The sequence below is a fragment of the Candidatus Poriferisodalis sp. genome, assembly GCF_965208485.1.
Classification (GTDB): domain Bacteria; phylum Actinomycetota; class Acidimicrobiia; order Acidimicrobiales; family Poriferisodalaceae; genus Poriferisodalis.
Window position 1 is genome coordinate 1328946 of sequence record NZ_OZ242344.1, and the last position, 15507, is coordinate 1344452.

At 64.0% G+C, this 15507-nt stretch carries 16 protein-coding genes and 1 pseudogene; 6 read left to right on the top strand and 11 right to left on the bottom strand.

Features of this window, described 5'->3' with window-relative positions:
- Nucleotides 1–67 precede the first annotated feature (67 nt).
- Nucleotides 68–778 carry a hypothetical protein gene (locus tag ACOGXQ_RS06005; RefSeq protein WP_419946523.1) on the bottom strand — a complete coding sequence of 237 codons (711 nt, stop codon included), beginning with the start codon at nt 776–778 and terminating at the stop codon, nt 68–70.
- A gap of 353 nt (nt 779–1131) precedes the next feature.
- On the opposite strand from ACOGXQ_RS06005, the gene ACOGXQ_RS06010 reads away from it, so the two are divergent.
- The 3 genes from ACOGXQ_RS06010 (at nt 1132) to ACOGXQ_RS06020 (ending at nt 2648) form a co-directional block, all read left to right on the top strand.
- On the top strand, nt 1132–1926 hold the full coding sequence (locus tag ACOGXQ_RS06010) for a phosphotransferase (protein WP_419946524.1): 795 nt from the start codon (nt 1132–1134) through the stop codon (nt 1924–1926).
- Between the two features lie 48 nt (nt 1927–1974).
- Nucleotides 1975–2214: a type II toxin-antitoxin system HicB family antitoxin gene (locus ACOGXQ_RS06015; RefSeq protein ID WP_419946525.1), complete on the top strand. Its 240-nt coding sequence runs from the start codon at nt 1975–1977 to the stop codon at nt 2212–2214.
- Nucleotides 2215–2327: 113 nt separating this feature from the next.
- Nucleotides 2328–2648 carry a type II toxin-antitoxin system HicB family antitoxin gene (locus ACOGXQ_RS06020; protein ID WP_419946526.1) on the top strand — a complete coding sequence of 107 codons (321 nt, stop codon included), beginning with the start codon at nt 2328–2330 and terminating at the stop codon, nt 2646–2648.
- A gap of 64 nt (nt 2649–2712) precedes the next feature.
- Here ACOGXQ_RS06020 and ACOGXQ_RS06025 read toward each other — a convergent pair whose 3' ends face one another.
- From ACOGXQ_RS06025 to ACOGXQ_RS06045, 5 genes and pseudogenes are all read right to left on the bottom strand, one after another.
- Nucleotides 2713–3003: a hypothetical protein gene (locus tag ACOGXQ_RS06025; RefSeq protein WP_419946527.1), complete on the bottom strand. Its 291-nt coding sequence runs from the start codon at nt 3001–3003 to the stop codon at nt 2713–2715.
- 191 nt (nt 3004–3194) lie between these two features.
- Nucleotides 3195–3761 (bottom strand): PH domain-containing protein, encoded by a 567-nt coding sequence (locus ACOGXQ_RS06030; RefSeq protein WP_419946528.1) that lies wholly within the window; start codon nt 3759–3761, stop codon nt 3195–3197.
- 338 nt (nt 3762–4099) lie between these two features.
- Nucleotides 4100–5074 carry a transposase gene (locus ACOGXQ_RS06035; protein ID WP_419946529.1) on the bottom strand — a complete coding sequence of 325 codons (975 nt, stop codon included), beginning with the start codon at nt 5072–5074 and terminating at the stop codon, nt 4100–4102.
- A 16-nt stretch (nt 5075–5090) separates the two neighbouring features.
- Nucleotides 5091–5549 (bottom strand): annotated as a pseudogene (locus ACOGXQ_RS06040) (hypothetical protein); the annotation flags it as partial.
- Between the two features lie 137 nt (nt 5550–5686).
- Nucleotides 5687–7066 carry a DUF4041 domain-containing protein gene (locus ACOGXQ_RS06045; RefSeq protein WP_419946530.1) on the bottom strand — a complete coding sequence of 460 codons (1380 nt, stop codon included), beginning with the start codon at nt 7064–7066 and terminating at the stop codon, nt 5687–5689.
- A 295-nt stretch (nt 7067–7361) separates the two neighbouring features.
- On the opposite strand from ACOGXQ_RS06045, the gene ACOGXQ_RS06050 reads away from it, so the two are divergent.
- Nucleotides 7362–8426, top strand: coding sequence for a hypothetical protein (locus ACOGXQ_RS06050; protein ID WP_419946531.1), 1065 nt, complete (start codon nt 7362–7364; stop codon nt 8424–8426).
- On the opposite strand, the gene ACOGXQ_RS06055 is transcribed toward ACOGXQ_RS06050, so the two are convergent.
- From ACOGXQ_RS06055 to ACOGXQ_RS06070, 4 genes are all read right to left on the bottom strand, one after another.
- Nucleotides 8380–9573 carry an ISL3 family transposase gene (locus ACOGXQ_RS06055; RefSeq protein WP_419943792.1) on the bottom strand — a complete coding sequence of 398 codons (1194 nt, stop codon included), beginning with the start codon at nt 9571–9573 and terminating at the stop codon, nt 8380–8382. The two genes, ACOGXQ_RS06050 and ACOGXQ_RS06055, sit on opposite strands and share 47 nt — an antisense overlap.
- Before the next feature lie 82 nt (nt 9574–9655).
- Nucleotides 9656–11095, bottom strand: a complete 1440-nt coding sequence (locus tag ACOGXQ_RS06060; RefSeq protein ID WP_419946532.1) for a cell wall-binding repeat-containing protein — start codon at nt 11093–11095, stop codon at nt 9656–9658.
- Nucleotides 11096–11379: 284 nt separating this feature from the next.
- Complete coding sequence (locus ACOGXQ_RS06065; RefSeq protein ID WP_419946533.1) at nt 11380–11664, bottom strand: hypothetical protein; 285 nt, start codon at nt 11662–11664, stop codon at nt 11380–11382.
- Nucleotides 11665–11786: 122 nt separating this feature from the next.
- Complete coding sequence (locus ACOGXQ_RS06070) at nt 11787–12101, bottom strand: hypothetical protein (protein ID WP_419946534.1); 315 nt, start codon at nt 12099–12101, stop codon at nt 11787–11789.
- Nucleotides 12102–12219: 118 nt separating this feature from the next.
- Here ACOGXQ_RS06070 and ACOGXQ_RS06075 point away from each other — a divergent pair, with 118 nt between their 5' ends.
- On the top strand, nt 12220–13086 hold the full coding sequence (locus ACOGXQ_RS06075; RefSeq protein WP_419946535.1) for a hypothetical protein: 867 nt from the start codon (nt 12220–12222) through the stop codon (nt 13084–13086).
- Nucleotides 13087–13431: 345 nt separating this feature from the next.
- Here the strand turns inward: ACOGXQ_RS06075 and ACOGXQ_RS06080 are convergent, their stop codons facing one another.
- On the bottom strand, nt 13432–13998 hold the full coding sequence (locus ACOGXQ_RS06080) for a hypothetical protein (RefSeq protein ID WP_419946536.1): 567 nt from the start codon (nt 13996–13998) through the stop codon (nt 13432–13434).
- Nucleotides 13999–14798: 800 nt separating this feature from the next.
- Between ACOGXQ_RS06080 and ACOGXQ_RS06085 the strand changes: the two genes are divergently transcribed.
- The gene (locus tag ACOGXQ_RS06085) at nt 14799–15455 is read left to right on the top strand and encodes a hypothetical protein (protein ID WP_419946537.1); all 657 of its coding nucleotides are present in this window, start codon (nt 14799–14801) and stop codon (nt 15453–15455) included.
- The last annotated feature ends 52 nt before the right edge of the window (nt 15456–15507 follow it).

Here is a 15507-nt window from a genome sequence, read left to right on the forward strand (position 1 = left end):
GACCTCCTTCCGACATCGCGTCGAAGTCGTGCGGTCACTCGCTGGTCAGACGACAACGAGAGGGCAATCAACAGGGACGGGCGGCCAAGAGTCCCGGAACCCTCGAGGTCTGCAGCAGGCTGGCCGCATGCGCAGGTGATGTCCAACGCAAGACCCTCACCAAGTCGTCGTAGAGATCCTCGAGAGTGAAGATTCCCACGCGGCCGCCTGGGAGTCTCCGCGTCCATGGTTTGACGATGGGTTCATGGTGCGCGAGTCGATTTCGGAGGCCCAGGAGATTGATCATCGACTGCTCGAGCGTCCGCCGACGCTCTCCTGGATCGTGCCCCGGGATGTCGGTGAATGCGCTGTCGAGGGCCGTGTTCCAAAATGACTCTTCGTAGCGGCCCGAGACGATGTAACGCCAGAAGCCGAACGTGACTTCCGCGATGACCACGCCGTTGGCTGATCTGCGTGCACCGGCACGCTTGCGGGCGGTGCTGAGTGCCTCCTGGGCGTCCTTGTCCCACCAATGGCCTTGCGTTGGAATCCAAGACGAGTCCCACATCCAGTGGCGAACATGGGGAGCGACGCTGGCCGCATAGCTGCCGAGCGCTCGGTCGATGTGATTTCGGTAGACGATTTCGAGCGTTCGGAAGTCGGTGAAGAGCGCACCGGCGACAGCACCTGTCCACTCGTAGAGATCGACTGCCAGCGATCGGTCGGCGCTGGCCAGCGTCACGAAGGTCGCGAAGCGGCCCGGGGAGATCAGTTGCTCAAGGTCCGATGGTGAGACCACTCGCCGTCCTCAGCCGTCGATGCGTTGCCTTCGAGCTGTTGGTTCAAGTACTGTGGTGCCCGACAACCCCGAGGGGTCGCTTCTTGAGCGGCTTCCGGGGTTCAGTCGTTCTAGCACCGGCCCTACGGCCCGCTGAAGTGCATTTTCGGCTTGCGCTGGGTCAAGCCTGTCGAGCGCATCGGCTGAGCGATGCTCACCCGCTTCTCACATGTCTCGCGCGCGTCGGAAGGACTGAGCTGCCCTCTGTCGCGTTTCGCGTTGCCACAGCAGAGCGTGCCTTCCGTGCGCAATCGTTTGCTCGACGAAGGCCACATTCGGCTGTTCGATCAGCATCCCGCTGCCAGACTGCGGCGGTGGGCGAGGAAATCCTGAGCGGTGGGCTGGCCAACGCCGGCGCTGTGGTCCGCTCGGGCCTCCATGTGCTTCGGCCCGCCACTCCGTACACGCCGAGCATCCATCGCTTCCTGGCCTCGCTCGAACGATCCGGCTTCGAGGATGCGCCGGTCCCGGTCGGGCTCGACCCTGACGGGCGGGAACGGCTGAGCTTCATCGACGGAGACGTCGCTGTTCCGCCCTATCCCGACTGGGCACAGTCGGATTCGGTCCTCGCATCGGCCGCCGAGCTGATGAGGCGCTTCCACACGGCGGCGAGCGGCTTCGACCCGTCCCCGATGGCGTGGAACACCGAGCTTGCTGATCCGGCGGGCGGAATGGTCGTCTGCCACAACGACGTGTGCCTGGAGAATGTCGTGTTTCGAGACGGGCGGGCGGCGGCGCTGATCGACTTCGACTTCGCTGCCCCCGGCCGTCCGCTGTTCGATCTCGCCTATTTCGCCCGCATGTGCGTTCCGATCGACGATGACGTGAGCGCTTCCCGGCTCGGCTGGCACGATGCCGACCGGGGACATCGGCTGCGATTGGTCGCCGAGAGCTACGGGCTGGAGGTCGCCGAGCGCGCCGAACTGCTCGGCCTGATCGACCGGTCCATGCAGGTCGGCGGGGAGTTCGTCCGTCGCCGCGCGGAGGCCGGCGATCCCGGCTTCGTGAAGATGTGGGCAGAGATGGGCGGTCAGCAACGGTTCGATCGCCGCCGGGACTGGTGGTCCAAGCACCGCCCCCACATCGAGTCGACAGTCCTGGCGAGCTAGATGATCGCCTCGGGGCATCCTCGCGGAGGCTGGCAAGATGGTTGAACCATGAAATCTGAAGTGACCACCTTGGGACATCGCGTCGAAGTCGTGCGCTCTGGCGACTGGTGGGCGATAACGGTTCCCGCGCTCCGGGGCGTCTTCTCCCAAGCGAGGAACCTTGATGAGGTGCCGGCAGCAGCTCGCGAGGCGATCGCCTTGATGCTCGACGTCGATCCCGCTGAGGTGGGCCCGATCGACGTGAGTGTGCAACCGCAGCAGGGTGAGGCAGAGCTTCTGGCCGAGTAAGGCCGTCGCCGTCAAGTCGGTCCGTGAGCCGCCCAGCCTCTTGGAAATGACAGAGGTCCCTCACAAGGAGGGACCTCTGGTCCTGTACGACGAAGCGAACAGGGTGTTGTGCCTTGAAACTACCGCCGCACAACCACGGCGCCTACGCGCCGGACGTCCCGGGATGCATCAGCACCGCCGCAACCCCCGATGAGATGCTCGCGAACATCCGCGAGGCGCTCGCCTTCCACATCGAAGGCCTGGTCGAGGATGGCGACCCCGTACCGGTACCCACGATGTCGATCGACGACGCCATTGCGCACCACAGCGGGCCTGTTCCGGAGGACGTGCTCAGCTCCTACTCCGAGTTCGGCGTCGCCGCCGAGACCTTGTCGACCCGGTTCGAAACGGTCGAAGTCGAGATCTCAACTCCTCAAGCGACGCTCGCTGGCTGACGTCAACCCGGCTTGCGCGCCGGGTCTCAACGCGGCCGGGCTGGCGATGAGTTGGGTGTCAGCCTCAGCCGGGGAGATTGGGTGTCGACGCCGCGGTCGGGATCGCCCAGGCGGCGTAGTACCAGACCTGCACCGGCACTGAAACCGCTGCCACTACGACGACCGACCGTCGGCGAGTCAGGAGTGCCAGCCCGAGAATCGCCGCGATCGTCACGGCAATCGCTGTCCATCCCGCCACGTACCGCTGCTTGCATGGAGCATCCCAGTCGAACCCGCAGAACGCGGCCACAAGACCCCAGCCGCCGAGGTACCACGTGAGGAACAGTGATCCGAACAGCCAGCCCAACAGGCCCACTACGACCCCAGGGCGACTACCGAACAGTCCGGTGCTTGGCCGAGGCGGCGGCATGGGAAGCGGCCGGATCGCTGCGCTGGATTTGCGTGCCACTCGTCGGTCTCTCTATGTCGGCGCGCTGGGCCGATGGGCGCGTTCCCGACAAAGGTGCCACCGCTACTGGCGAGGTGTCGTGCCGGTTGTGCTGTCTATCAGTGCATGAAGTTACGGCGCGCGGCTTGCAATGCGCGGGCGAATCCAACGACTTCGTGCTTGTCGATGTTCTTGACGAGCATGCCTGACAAACCCGCGCCGAGCACTTCGATCGAGCCGAGCAACATGCCAGTCTTGTGGCTCACTTGGCTAATGGCGTCTAGCGGTATCTCGTTCTGTCGGAGGCCGTACACAAGCCCCTTATCCAGAAAGATGACGCGTCGATCGGTGCAGACCACTAACCAAGTGTTGGCGTCCATGACTCCGACGACCCCCCCTTCGATCGTCTCCTCGTCTTCGAGCACTCCGGCGAGATAGCCGATTTCCTTGCGGGCCATGGCCTTGCTGCCGACCCCTAGCGCTGTGAGACGGTCACGAATCTCGGACTCGGTCGGTGCCGTATCTCCGGCGGCTGGAGCTGGACCCGATCTGCGTGCTCGTAGCTCTTCTCGCTTGGCTTCTATGTTCGACATACGGGCGTCATACCTGGCCTTGCGCTTCGCCTCCCGTTCTTCGTACGCAGCCTTGCGCTTTTGCTTCCGGCTCATGTCGGTGTCTTCGCTCATCGTCAACCTCTTAGCAGGATTGCATTGCTTCGTTTGGCCTCATCGGCCGGCACGGGGCCAGATGCCGTGCGGTTAGTCCGATAGATTGCGCGGCCCGCTCGTGCGCAACGGAGTCCTGCGCACTAGCCCTGATTGTTCACGAGAGTTCTGTTGAGCTTCTTTTGGGCGTGTTCTTTGCTCTGTTTTTGCGGTCTGGGCGTTTTGGGGTGCTGGTGGGTGCGTCGTGGGTGCGTTGATGGCTGCGGTTGGGGGCGTTGGGGCGGGCCGGGTGTGTGTTCGGGCGCGGCGGGGCTGCCCCGCTGGGCGGGGAGCTGTGCTGGCTGGGTGCGCGGAGGGGGTCAGCGGGGGTGTGCGATGGCGAGCAGCGCTCGGGCGCCGGGGTGTTGTTCGGGCAGGCGCAGCAGGGTGCGCCGTGCGCTGGTGCACACGAGCGCTGGCAGGTGCCACAGCTGCCGGCGGAGCCGTTTGGGCGCAGCTTTGGCGAGGGCGCCTTGGAGGCAGGCGTTCTGGAACCATCCCACGAGCGCGAGGCCGGTCATGCGCACGGCGGCCCATGCGCTGTTCGCGTTCCACGCGGTGAACGCCATGCGCGACAGGCCGCTGTCCTTGAGGCGGCGCACGGCGTCGGCGACGTCGGCGTGCGAGCGCATCAGGCGGTCGAGCTGCGCGGTGTCGCCTTGCTGGTCGCTGTAGAACCCCCAGCAGCGGAAGCTGTCGCTTTCGAACAGGCTTCGCTGCGCGCCGGGGTGCCGCGGCTCGCGGCGCACCACCAGCCGTGTCCCCTCAGGCCACCCCGACAGGTCGGCGAGGTCGGTGAGGTCCGCGACCTGAGCGCGGCTGCGTTTGCGCTGCTTGGACCGTTCGGGGCTGTTGTGCCAGCGGCCCGGCTCGCCCACGACACGGCGGATCGCTGCTTCGATCGCCGGCGCGGAACGCGCTGAGACCGCGAACCCGACGTTGCGCTTCGCGAGTCCCGCCGCGAGCGTCGCTGAGCAGCCGCCGGCGTCGATGCGCACCACCAGCGGGCGCTCTGCGAGCTCTTTGTCGTCGCCTTCGCGGTGGCCTGCCGCGTCGCGCTCGGGCAGCGTCCCCACGGCCGCGTCGAGCACTTCGAGACGATCGGCGATGCTGTTCGCGGCGGCGTTGCCCGCCCGCAGCTTGACCCACAACGGCTCCCCGTCCGCGGTGGAGCAGATCATCGGATGAAACCCGTAGCCGCGCTTGCAATGCGGCGCCGCGCCGGCCTTGTTCTCCGAGTGGACCACCCGCCAGCGTGGAGTCGATGCCGACCACCAACGGGCCGCTGCGGTCACGGCCGGCCCACACCGATTCGCGCACCTGCGCTGCGGCGCCCAGCAACGCCTCGGGGCCGTTTGCGCCCAGCCCGGTGATCGTGCGGTACAGCGTCGAGTCCGACGCCACACCGCCGAACAGCTCCCGCTGGGCGCGCAGATGCTCGATGTCGCTGCACGCCTCCCCGCCAGCAGCCACCGTCAACAACGCGTGCACCAGCACCGCGCCCCGGTCATGGACCGGAGCGCGCTCCCCCCACCATGGCACCGCCGCCGACAGCGCGCCGGTCAGCCCGACACCGTCCGCGAAGCCGCCCAAAGCGAACAGTCCCGCGCCCCACACGACCCGGTCCCCGCCGCCTGCCAGACGCGCGTTCGTGACACTGATAGACTTCACCTCGGAGATGCCCCCCTGAACCCGCCGATGCGTTCCTTGCAGACATGCATCGTCACAGGTCAGAGGGGCTTTTCCGCGGACCCCAACAGCCCCGAACACCAGACTCGTGAATAATCAGGGCTAGCACGATGTCTGGCTCCGTGATGCCCCAATCGACAACCACCGGGCGAGAACGAGGAATGATGCTGACGGCATGGTTCGCCGCACTTCGGCCTTGTTGGCGGCAGCCAGGCAGGTCAGGTTGTTTGCATCACCTGAGCATCGTGCCCGTCGGAAGCACCTGATCGCATGCGCCGGGTGTTCTCGGATTCGTGCCATTCGGCTGCTTCGGAGGTGTCGGTGAATTCGGTGACGACAGCAAGTCCGTCTTCTGAGTTGAGCGCATCGTGGACTTCTTGGGGGGTCGCGTAGAAGAACTCTCGGCGCAGGTTCACGAGGTTGACGCGTTGAGCGGCGAAGCGGTCGTGCAGCCGCTTCTCCAGGTCCACGGCATCCTCAGAGAAGATCATGGCGTGGAGGTCGTATCCGAACGGGACTGACGCATCGCCGAGTTCCTTGACCCGGTCCATCGGGTCGAGCCTGCGTGTCATGCCGATCTTCACCATGCGCTCGCCGAGCGAGCCGACATTCGAGATCACATAGACGTGTCCGGCGCGGACGTTCGCGACCCGCTGCTCCACGGACTCCATGGAGACGTCCAGCTCTTCGAGCCTCTCCTTCAGCTCCGCCATCTCGGCGGCCTTGGAAGCTGAGTCGCTGTCCTGCTGCAGCTTGCGCAAGACGCCCAGGTAGTGGTTGCGCTCCTTCTCCAAGCGCTTCTTCTCGTTCTCGAGCTCCTTGCGAGCTCTTGCTTCCTCGCGCAGGCGTGCCCGTTCGGCCTTGGCTGCCTCCTTCTCCTCCTCCTTTTTCTGCAGAAAGTCCGCGACTAGCTCCAGCTCGGTCACCCGCAGAGCGTGATGGGAGCCGCTGATCGCAATCTCCATCGGCTGCACACCGAGCCGGTTGATGGCGTTGCGCGACTTCTCCAACCGCGAAACGGAAGCGTCGAGCCGGAACGGCCGCATCTTGTCCACCAGCATGTCCGCTTCATTGTTGTAGGCCCTGAGCAGCAGCTTTGAGGTGTCCTTGATCATCTTGCGGCCCTTGGCCTCCGAGTCGTTCACCCTCCACTTGCTCTGCGTGGTCGTTACCGCCCCGCCGTCTCGGGCGCTCGCTTTGATCTTGTCACGGATGGTCTTCAGCCGATCCTTGTACTCGTCAGAGTTCTCCATCGGATGCTGATAGTCGTACACGCCGACCTCTTGCAAGATCGCCGTGTCACGCATCGCGACCACTCGGTCCTTCAGCTCTCGGTGCTCCGCGGACATCTGCTGGTGCTCTGCGCACAATGCCGCATGCGATTCCTTGAGCTGCTCGTGCCTGTACAGCGCATCCTCGTAGCCCTCAGGCAGATAGCCCCGCACGGCCTCGATGAAGTCGAACACCCGATCCAGCTCGGCTCGAAGAGTGCCTATCTCGGTCTCCATCGACTTCTTGGCACCGAACCGCCCATGGCTGACGGCTTCTGGCAGCCGAAACGTCTCATCACCGAAGGAGAGGGTGCGCTGTCGTGTCATGGGGCGAGATACTGACACATCCAAGTGAACGGAATCTCAGTATTTCTCGCTGGACGTCGAAATCCGACCAGTCGCAAGGCCAGTCTCCGAGGCACCGCTGCACCAAGTCTGCAAGCGGTGTCGTCGGGTTGTTCAGATTCGCACCGCTCCGTGGGGCCGAGCACAGCTGACGCGGCCTCGATGATCATTTGATGTAGCCTGCCCCAGGCGGGCTTAGCCGGTCCTAACGAGCCAATGCGCCTACGCTTCGGCCCGTTCATGTGAGCGAATGTCATCGAAAAGGGGACCGATCGACATGGCGTCTGGTGCTGCTGGACTGTTCGACACCTCGTTCTTGAATCCGCCGGACGACGGCCGAGCGTTGTGCGAGGCGCTGATTCGAGCCGACGGGGAGGCTGAGGTCGAGGCGATTCTCAGGGACGCCGGCTATTGGGAAGACATCAACGCGTGGAGCGTGTTCGGTGCTAACCCAGCGAATGCTTCGGTGATCGGGGGGCAGCAGGAAGCACCGGAGGCTGCTCTGGTCGAGAAGATCGTGAACTCCATCGATGCTCGGCTGTTGGACGCGTGTCGACAGCGCAACCTCGATCCTCGGTCGGTAGACGGCATGCCGTCGAGCGGATTCGAGGCCGTGTCGTCGTGGTTTGACCATGGGATGAACACCAGCCAAGTGTCCCGGGCGGGAAATGTCATCGCGTGGGCCCCAGGCAAACGAGACGAGCAAGCAGATCGGATCACCGTCGCAGCAACCGGTCCCACCGACGGCTACGCCAGCATTTCGATAGCCGACGACGGAGAGGGCCAAGAGCCCGACGACTTCGCTGCGACGTTCTGCTCGCTGAACACAGGCAACAAACGGTCCATTCCGTTTGTGCAGGGCAAGCACACGATGGGCGGGACCGGTGCGCTGCGGTTCTGCGGCGCCGGACGGGTGCACGCCCACAACCTGCAGTTGATTGTCTCTCGGCGGAATCCGGCGTACGCGACTGGAGGTGACGCCACCCCGTGGGGGTTCACGGTCGTCCGGCGGTTCCCTGAACAGGACAACGAAAAGACCCCGACCTTCCGGTTCTTGGCGCCCAACGGCACCGTGCTGCGCTTCGAAGCCGACGAGCTGGCGATCTTCCCGTTGGCACCGGCAGAGCGAGGACGGGCTGAGCCGTACGCCCGGCTGGCCCGCTGGGGCACGCTCACCAAGTTGTACGAGTACATCCGCACGACCTACGTCACGCGTGCCGCCATGGAGGCAAAGTCCCGTACACAGTTAGAGCCTTCGTCCTTTTGTGGGATTCGGGCTGCTGGGTTCGGCGGGGTCAGGTTAGTAGCAGGCCGCGGGCTTCGAAGTTCGTGTAGTTGGTGAAGCCGTGGGCTTTGCGGCGCAGGATCTGCAGCAGGTTGTTGGTTCCTTCGATGGGTCCGTTGCTGGGCCGGCCGGCTTGGTGCCAGTCGAGGATCTGGGGGTGCCACGCCAAGAAGGTGTCGACTGTGTCGCTGAACTCGGGGATCAGCCCGGTGCCGTAGATGTCCGCGAACCGGTCGAGCGCTTCGAGGGCGCCCTTTCGGTCCTTGGCGAGATAGAGGCCGTGCAGCTCGCCGAGCGCGTCCCACGCGGCTTTGAGCCGCGGGTGGGCGGCGAACAGCTCCTCGAGCCGTTGGCGTTCGGCGGCGTCGAGCTTGTCGGGCCGTCTCATGAGCAAGAACCTGGCCCGGAACACGTCGCGGTCGAACACAGGCTTGGAGCCTTCGGGGCGGCGCTGCACGTCTCGGCGCACCGCGGTCAGCCCGGCGGCGAACCATCGGATCACATGGAACCGGTCCAGCACGTGGCGGGCGTGGCCGAGCCGCGCCTCGATGGCGGCCTTGTATGCCTTGGAACCGTCGGACACCACGACTTTGACGCCTTTGCACCATTTGTGGCCCTGAGCAGCCAGAAACCCCGACAGGGCTTGGCTGTTGCGATGCGGCACCATGGCGAGCACCTCGCCGGTGTCGCCGTTCACGAGCACCGTCACATAGCGGTGCCGCTTGCGGATCGAGGTCTCGTCCACCAACAGAACACGGCACCGTCGGCGGCGTCGATGACCGGCGACCAGCCCCGCATAGGCGACCACCAAAGCATTGACCAGCTTCCAGCCCACCTGATGGCGCTTGGCTGCCGCGTTGACCGTCATCGCGCGTGCGTCCTGGACCACCCGCCGCGCCAGACGCGCCGTGACGCTGCCCTCGAACGCCGGATGGTCCTCCATGAACCGCCGCCCGCACGGCTCGCACACCATCCGCCGCCGATCCCACACCAACGTGGTCGGCCGGCCCGACACCTCCAAGTCGCGGATCTCGCGGTCCCGGCGGTCATGGACCCTCCCGCTCGGCGTCCCACAACCCGGGCACTCGGGGCGACGCACCGCCGAGCGCACCCGCACCACCAGCTCCAAAGGCGCGTCGACCGCGACCTCCAGCACCTCAATACGCGGCAGCCACAGCCGCACCGACATAACATCACGCTTCATCGAGGCCCCCTGGGGTTCGGCGTCTCTCAAACACCGATCCCAGCAGGGCCTCGACCCCTACAAGCGGACCCTCAACCGCCCCTCATCCCACAAAAAGGCGAAGGACCCCCTGATTCACCCTGAAGTACGTGTGCGCTTGTGCCCGTTCGAGCATCGGTCTGATGCGTTCGTTCGGCTCGGAGTCGGCTGGGCAGCTGTCGATGAGCCGGTCCGCGGCTTCGATGAGCGCAATGGTCAGCGTGCGCAGGTCGCGTGTGGCGTCTGCTCCGATGGCCCATGTCGCTTCGAGCATCCGCTTGGAGCCTTCCTGGTACAGACCGGCCTCGGTGACGCTGAGATGCCCGTCTGCGAATATCGGATGCGCATAAAACTTGCGCTCCACTTCTTCCATTGCGGCGATGTGCTTGCCGCACGGTTCCCATGGAATGTCGGTGCCGCCCAGCATGACGGGCGACATCCAAGCGTTCACTGCCGCTTCGGACACAGCTGCGGTGCCGCCGAACACATACAGCTTCTCGGTGTGACGCAGCCAGATAGCAGTGGCCTCAGAGAGCCGATCTGTGCCGGTCAGCACCAGCGGAGCACACAGCCGAGCAAGCAGCGGAGCTGCGCTGAACGCATCAGCGGGCACACCGCCAGTGGCGAGACCGGCGACGGTGCCGTCGAAACAGCCGTCCTCGGCTGATGCGCCCTCGATGAAATCTGCGAACAGTGTCGCAGTCTCGAAACGGTCCCGCCCGCCGACACGCGAAACCGCCATGTCGGTACTCGGCTCGTTGGCTCGCTTGATGCGGGCGACAGCGCTCTCTGCTGATCCAGAGATCGCAGCGGGTCCGCCCATGATGATCACATGATCGGCATTCGCTGCGATGTAGTCCTTGACCGTTGGGTGCAGCTCGTCTGGGGTGGTGAGCAGGATCGGGATGCCCTTGTCGGCGCCGAGCGGTCCAGCGGAGAGGGCGTCGGCGAACACTTCGCCTGATGCGAGGATCACGGTCTGGCCGTAACCGGAACCAAGACGGGCAGGGGTGCCCATGGCCTCCGCGACAGCCACGGACGCCTCGTACTTGTTTGCTGCGGTGATGCGCTCGACGTCAGAGTCGATGTCGGACAGGCCGCTCAGTGCAGTAACAGGGAGAGTCTGGGTCGAGCCGACCACCACGAGACGGCTGATGCCGACGCGTTTCATGAACGCCTTGGTGTCCTCGGTGACGCCGTCGCGGGGATCAGCGAGCAGCACTGGTGCGTTTAGCGTGCCCGCGAGAGGCGCAGCGGTCACAGCATCAGTCCACGAGCGCCCAGCGACGAGCACCGCTGTGGAGAGGCTCCCGCCGGCGTGCTCAGCTACAGCTTCAGCGACCGCCAGCGAAGTCGCGTAGCGATCTTGCCCCCATAGTCGGGCAACGGCATCGGATGACTCAGGCGAATTGCTCTGTGCGGACGCGACAGCAGGCGTCAGCGCAGCCACGAGAACTGCGACGGCGACAGCGGCCAAGACTCGGGTCAGCTTTCGAGTGTTCATTCGTCCTCCCTCTTGTGGACGCTCGCGGGGCGCCCTTCGGTGATGCGGAGACAGCCCGCAGGCCGCCGTTTGTGTCACAGGTCTGCTGAGCCGACGGCGACCGACCAATGCGGCAGCTCCCGATCATCTCAGTCGCGTGGTGTGCTGCGCTTGCCGGTGAACCGCAGAGCAAGACCGATGGCGGCGACAGATGCAGTTTCCACGACACCGCCCACAGCCACCGAATCCCAACATCACCGAATCCGTGCACACCCAGCACCCTGCCCAAGTGCGCACTGTGCGGGTCAGTCGCTGACTCGCTCGATTTTGCACACATCGCCGGCTGCGGCTTGCAATGTCACGATGTCGCCTTCGATCAAGCCGAAGCGGTAGGTGTCTCGAAACGTACTGACTTCGTGGGTGTCGCCGCGGATTGTTTCGCCGTTGATCTTCACGCGGTGGCGCAACGCTCCGTGGCCCTCCTCGGCGTAGTCGACTCGGCAGTAAAAGCCCCAGTCCTGGCGGCTCGAACCGTGGGAGCTGTATTGCCACACTCCCGGCAGCAAGTCGGTGCCGACACGCAGCCGCATACGGCAAGCGCAAGGGAGTTCAGTACGCCACCTGGCGTGAAGCCGGCGTGCCGACCGATGTACTCAACAAAGCAGGGATCAGCCGGGGCCAATAGGTGCAGTCGCCGTACCCGTCTGTCGCGCTATTCGACAATGATGTTGAACGGCCATCGTCGGCCGCTGTTTGGGTGCAGCGGGACTGAGCCGATCCCCTCGCTCACAACTGACACGCTGCTGAGCGACATGCCCTCGTGCCAGTGTGGCGCTCTGTGCAAGAGGTCGGTGTACATCGTCTGAGCGTCCTCGCCGTCAACGGAGGTCAGGCAGATCGTGCATGTGACTGAGACAATCTGCCCCTCATCCACCACAAGCTTCGCCCGGTGGTGACATGAAGCACAGAAGAACTCGACCACGACAGTCTCCTGCCTGTCGTCGCCGGGATCGGAGTTGTAGCTCACCGCACAAGCTTCGCGCGGCCTCGGCACCGATAGAGGTATCCCTGCACGGCGAGGCCGGTGGTAGTCCTGTGAGGCGAGTATGAGTGACAGCACGCCAGGGGACGACTACGAGGCCATCGTGGCCGACACGCTGGCCCATTGGGGTGACGCCATCTATGACGGCATCATGGCCGAGCATGTTCTGCCGGCGGTTCGGATACATGCTCACGCATCGCTGGCCGACATCAGGGAGCCGTGGGATGTTGCGGGGTGCTTCCCGTTGATGCCCGAGGACTGGGCCTTGTCGGATCACTACGGCAATGGCGTCTTCACGAGATTGAGTGCTGCCTGCACCTCGGTCCGCAGCGCGCTCCAAGCGATCCAGGCACGCATCGACGGTCATGCCGCTGTCGCCATCGCCCGTCGCGCTCACGAGTCGCTGTGGCAGACCTTCTGGTTGTCCAATCCCGAGATCAGCGCGGATGAACGAGTGCGCCGACTCTTGGTTCTCACGGGCAGAGACATCAAGGAGGCGAAGCGCCTGTTCTCCAGCACCGTTAACACGCTGATTCAGGGCAAGTTGGCAGAACACCTGGGCAGAATCGAGAGCGTCACGCAAAGTCTTGACTACCGGACCAGGTACGGCCGAGACGAATACGAGGACTACTACGAACAGCGGGCAAACGACCCGATCAGTGCCAGTCTTCCTCCAGAGCCCGAAGACGCTGACGGACCCGCGTTCGTGTGGAGCATGATGAGCAATATGGCGCATCCGAACATGGTGATCGACTTGATCACCCAAACCCAGCCAGACTTTCAAGGCCTAATGGACCGTGTTCAAATCGACCTCGTCAGCAGCGCAGTGGGATGTGTCTGCAATCTCAGCACCACCCTGATGCAACAGGCACAGATGCCCGAGGACAAAGTCGATACGGTGAACCGCGCATTCCATCAGCCTTACTTTGCTTTGGCTCAGCTCTTGGAAATGCAGCGCGAAGAGGACTAGAGGACGGTATCCCGGCCGTCAGCGTATCGCGGATGATGGCCCACTTCCAATCGTGCCCTCGCGTCCTTGGATGGAAAGAATTGGAGCTTCAATGACGCAATGCGTGCCGGCAATTGGCATCAGTCAGCGTGCATCGTCTTCGTGGTCGAATACTGCGAGAACCGCATCGAATATTCAATAGCCTAAACCTAAATCCGGTACCGACCCCATTCGTGGCCCGCAGACCTGCAAGTATGCAATTGGGGACTAGCGCCCCAGTTGCCACGCACCCTCAGGCTGCTGACCCGCGAGATTGCGGTCGCTGCCGGCCCCTGTATCGGGCTTTCCGTCTTCGGCACTGCGCACTCACCCGGTTGCGCTCTCCTTGAGCCTCATAGCAGCGCGATGCCGCACATGCTCCACAGTATCCAGTGCGAGCATCGCAAGCTCAGCGGGGTCGTCGTGCAGCCACGCTGCGACATGACGCCAAATCGGATCAGGGTGCAGTGTGATGCTGCTGAGGCGATGAACGCATGTGATGGGCTGGCACATCCCGTCACAGACGATGTCCCACAGGTTGTCTTCCACCTGGCGGCCGAGCGGCGACCGCAAGCGCTGCAGCCACAGAATCTCACGTTCCTCGTGATTTCTGAGAAGTATCAGCGGCTCATCGATGTTGCGCCATGTGCGATCACGCTCAACAGCAACCGTCGGCACCGTCCATCCGCGAGCCGCAAGCCCTGTGTCATGAAGCCAAACGTCGACGGCGGTCGCCAAGCTCTCGTCGGGATCGAGCAGTCTGCCGTTGTGGATGCCGTGCATCTCGACCTGCGTTGTGAGCTTGTCCGTGTTGCATAGGTCATGCAGCCGTTCGGCCTCATCAGGGTCGATGATGTCAGGATCAGCAGCAGCCAACTCCTTAACGGATGACATGCACCAAGACGTTAGCGACGACCCATCCCGTCAAGACGCGGCGTGCGGTAAGTCTCGAAGCTGAGGTGCTTCCTGCATCTCCACGGCATCTCGCGCGCCAAAGCGCGTATGCGGCCGACACCGCCAATGGGCCAGCAGACTCTTAGCACACAGGAAACAGTGCTTTCGCGGCCCTCCGTCAGCCGAATCCTGGGACTATTAAGGACTGCGCCGCCACAATTGTGCGTGTTTTCCTTGCTGCCGCACGCACTTTCTCGATTCGCATACCGGTCGTGCGGCACTAGGCCGGATGCACATCATTGCTAGCAGCTGAATTGACCAAATGGCCGAAGATTCGACGGTGCAATTCCTTGCAATTCCAACATTGGGCGCCTTACTGTACTCAGCTCTCTTCCCGGCTTCTCGATAGGTCCGGACGGCGAAGGATTCCCCCGAATGTGCCGACATTTTCCCGTCGGATTGTCAATATTCCGATGCGGCGATAAATCAATTCGTTACCGTTTTCGGCACGTCTCACTATATTCCATGGTGCAACGAACAATAAAGCAACCGGCCACAGCGCCTAGATACGACTCAAAACGCTGTGACCGGCCACCAACATCATGGATAATAACGTCAATCCCCGACCAGGAAACGAATCAACCGCCGGGAAGACCATCAACCGGCAACCGACACCGAATCCTGCGCGTATTTCTGACAATCGTTCTCTCGGTATTGTGCGGATATCTAAGCCAGTCCGCGGCATCGGTTTTGTCGGAGTCCCGCTGCCGTTCGAGCCGAGCTACAGGCACCGTGCGCTGATGGCCGTCGCGCCCGACCCTGATGCTTCACTGCGGGACTGGTCGGCGGCGATCCGTGCCGACATCGAGGCGAACAGCGGCCTGTCGCCGTCGTCGGCGAAGCGTGCCGCGTCCGGTGGGTCCCCACTGTTCGCGTTCGCTGCCTTGCAGGGCGTCAGGACTTGGCGAACTGTTTCCGCTGACCTGTTGCTGGAGTGGTCCGCTGAGCCCCTCCGTGACCGCTGTGGCCGGTTCGTGCGCGAGCGCGATGCGGACGAGATCAGGGCGCAGATGTGGAAGGCGCGTCACATCGTCGCTGCCGCTGTGCGCCTCGGCGCACCTGTGCGACTGCTCGACGGCGGCTTGCGGGACTTCCTCGATCCGCCGCAGAAGCCCGAACGCGCCGATGACGATCCTGCGGAGATAGCGGACGCGGTCGCTGCGTGGCATCCTCAGCGGTGGCGTCACGGCAGCCTGCGCAATCTCGACACAGTGCTGCCCGAGGTGCGCGAGAGGGTGCTCGCCGCCGAGCCCGAGGATGTTCACGAGGCACGCAAGTGGCTGCGGGTGCTTGCCGGGTTCGCGCTGTGGGCAGTCGTAGACCGTCACAGCGACCTTGCGGCGATGCACACGCCCAACAACGTCGAGACCTGGGTGATGCGCGTCAACTCCGGCTAGGACGACGACTGGCAGAACCGTGCACGCGGAGTGCTTCGGCGGCTCGGGCCGA

Coding starts and splice junctions, on each gene's coding strand:
- ACOGXQ_RS06015 (WP_419946525.1), top strand. CDS start 1,975: ATGAAATCTGAAGTGACCACCTTGGGACATCGCGTCGAAGTCGTGCGC.
- ACOGXQ_RS06030 (WP_419946528.1), bottom strand. CDS start 3,761: ATGAGCGAAGACACCGACATGAGCCGGAAGCAAAAGCGCAAGGCTGCG.
- ACOGXQ_RS06045 (WP_419946530.1), bottom strand. CDS start 7,066: ATGACACGACAGCGCACCCTCTCCTTCGGTGATGAGACGTTTCGGCTG.
- ACOGXQ_RS06050 (WP_419946531.1), top strand. CDS start 7,362: ATGGCGTCTGGTGCTGCTGGACTGTTCGACACCTCGTTCTTGAATCCG.
- ACOGXQ_RS06055 (WP_419943792.1), bottom strand. CDS start 9,573: ATGAAGCGTGATGTTATGTCGGTGCGGCTGTGGCTGCCGCGTATTGAG.
- ACOGXQ_RS06060 (WP_419946532.1), bottom strand. CDS start 11,095: ATGAACACTCGAAAGCTGACCCGAGTCTTGGCCGCTGTCGCCGTCGCA.
- ACOGXQ_RS06065 (WP_419946533.1), bottom strand. CDS start 11,664: ATGCGGCTGCGTGTCGGCACCGACTTGCTGCCGGGAGTGTGGCAATAC.
- ACOGXQ_RS06080 (WP_419946536.1), bottom strand. CDS start 13,998: ATGTCATCCGTTAAGGAGTTGGCTGCTGCTGATCCTGACATCATCGAC.
- ACOGXQ_RS06085 (WP_419946537.1), top strand. CDS start 14,799: ATGGCCGTCGCGCCCGACCCTGATGCTTCACTGCGGGACTGGTCGGCG.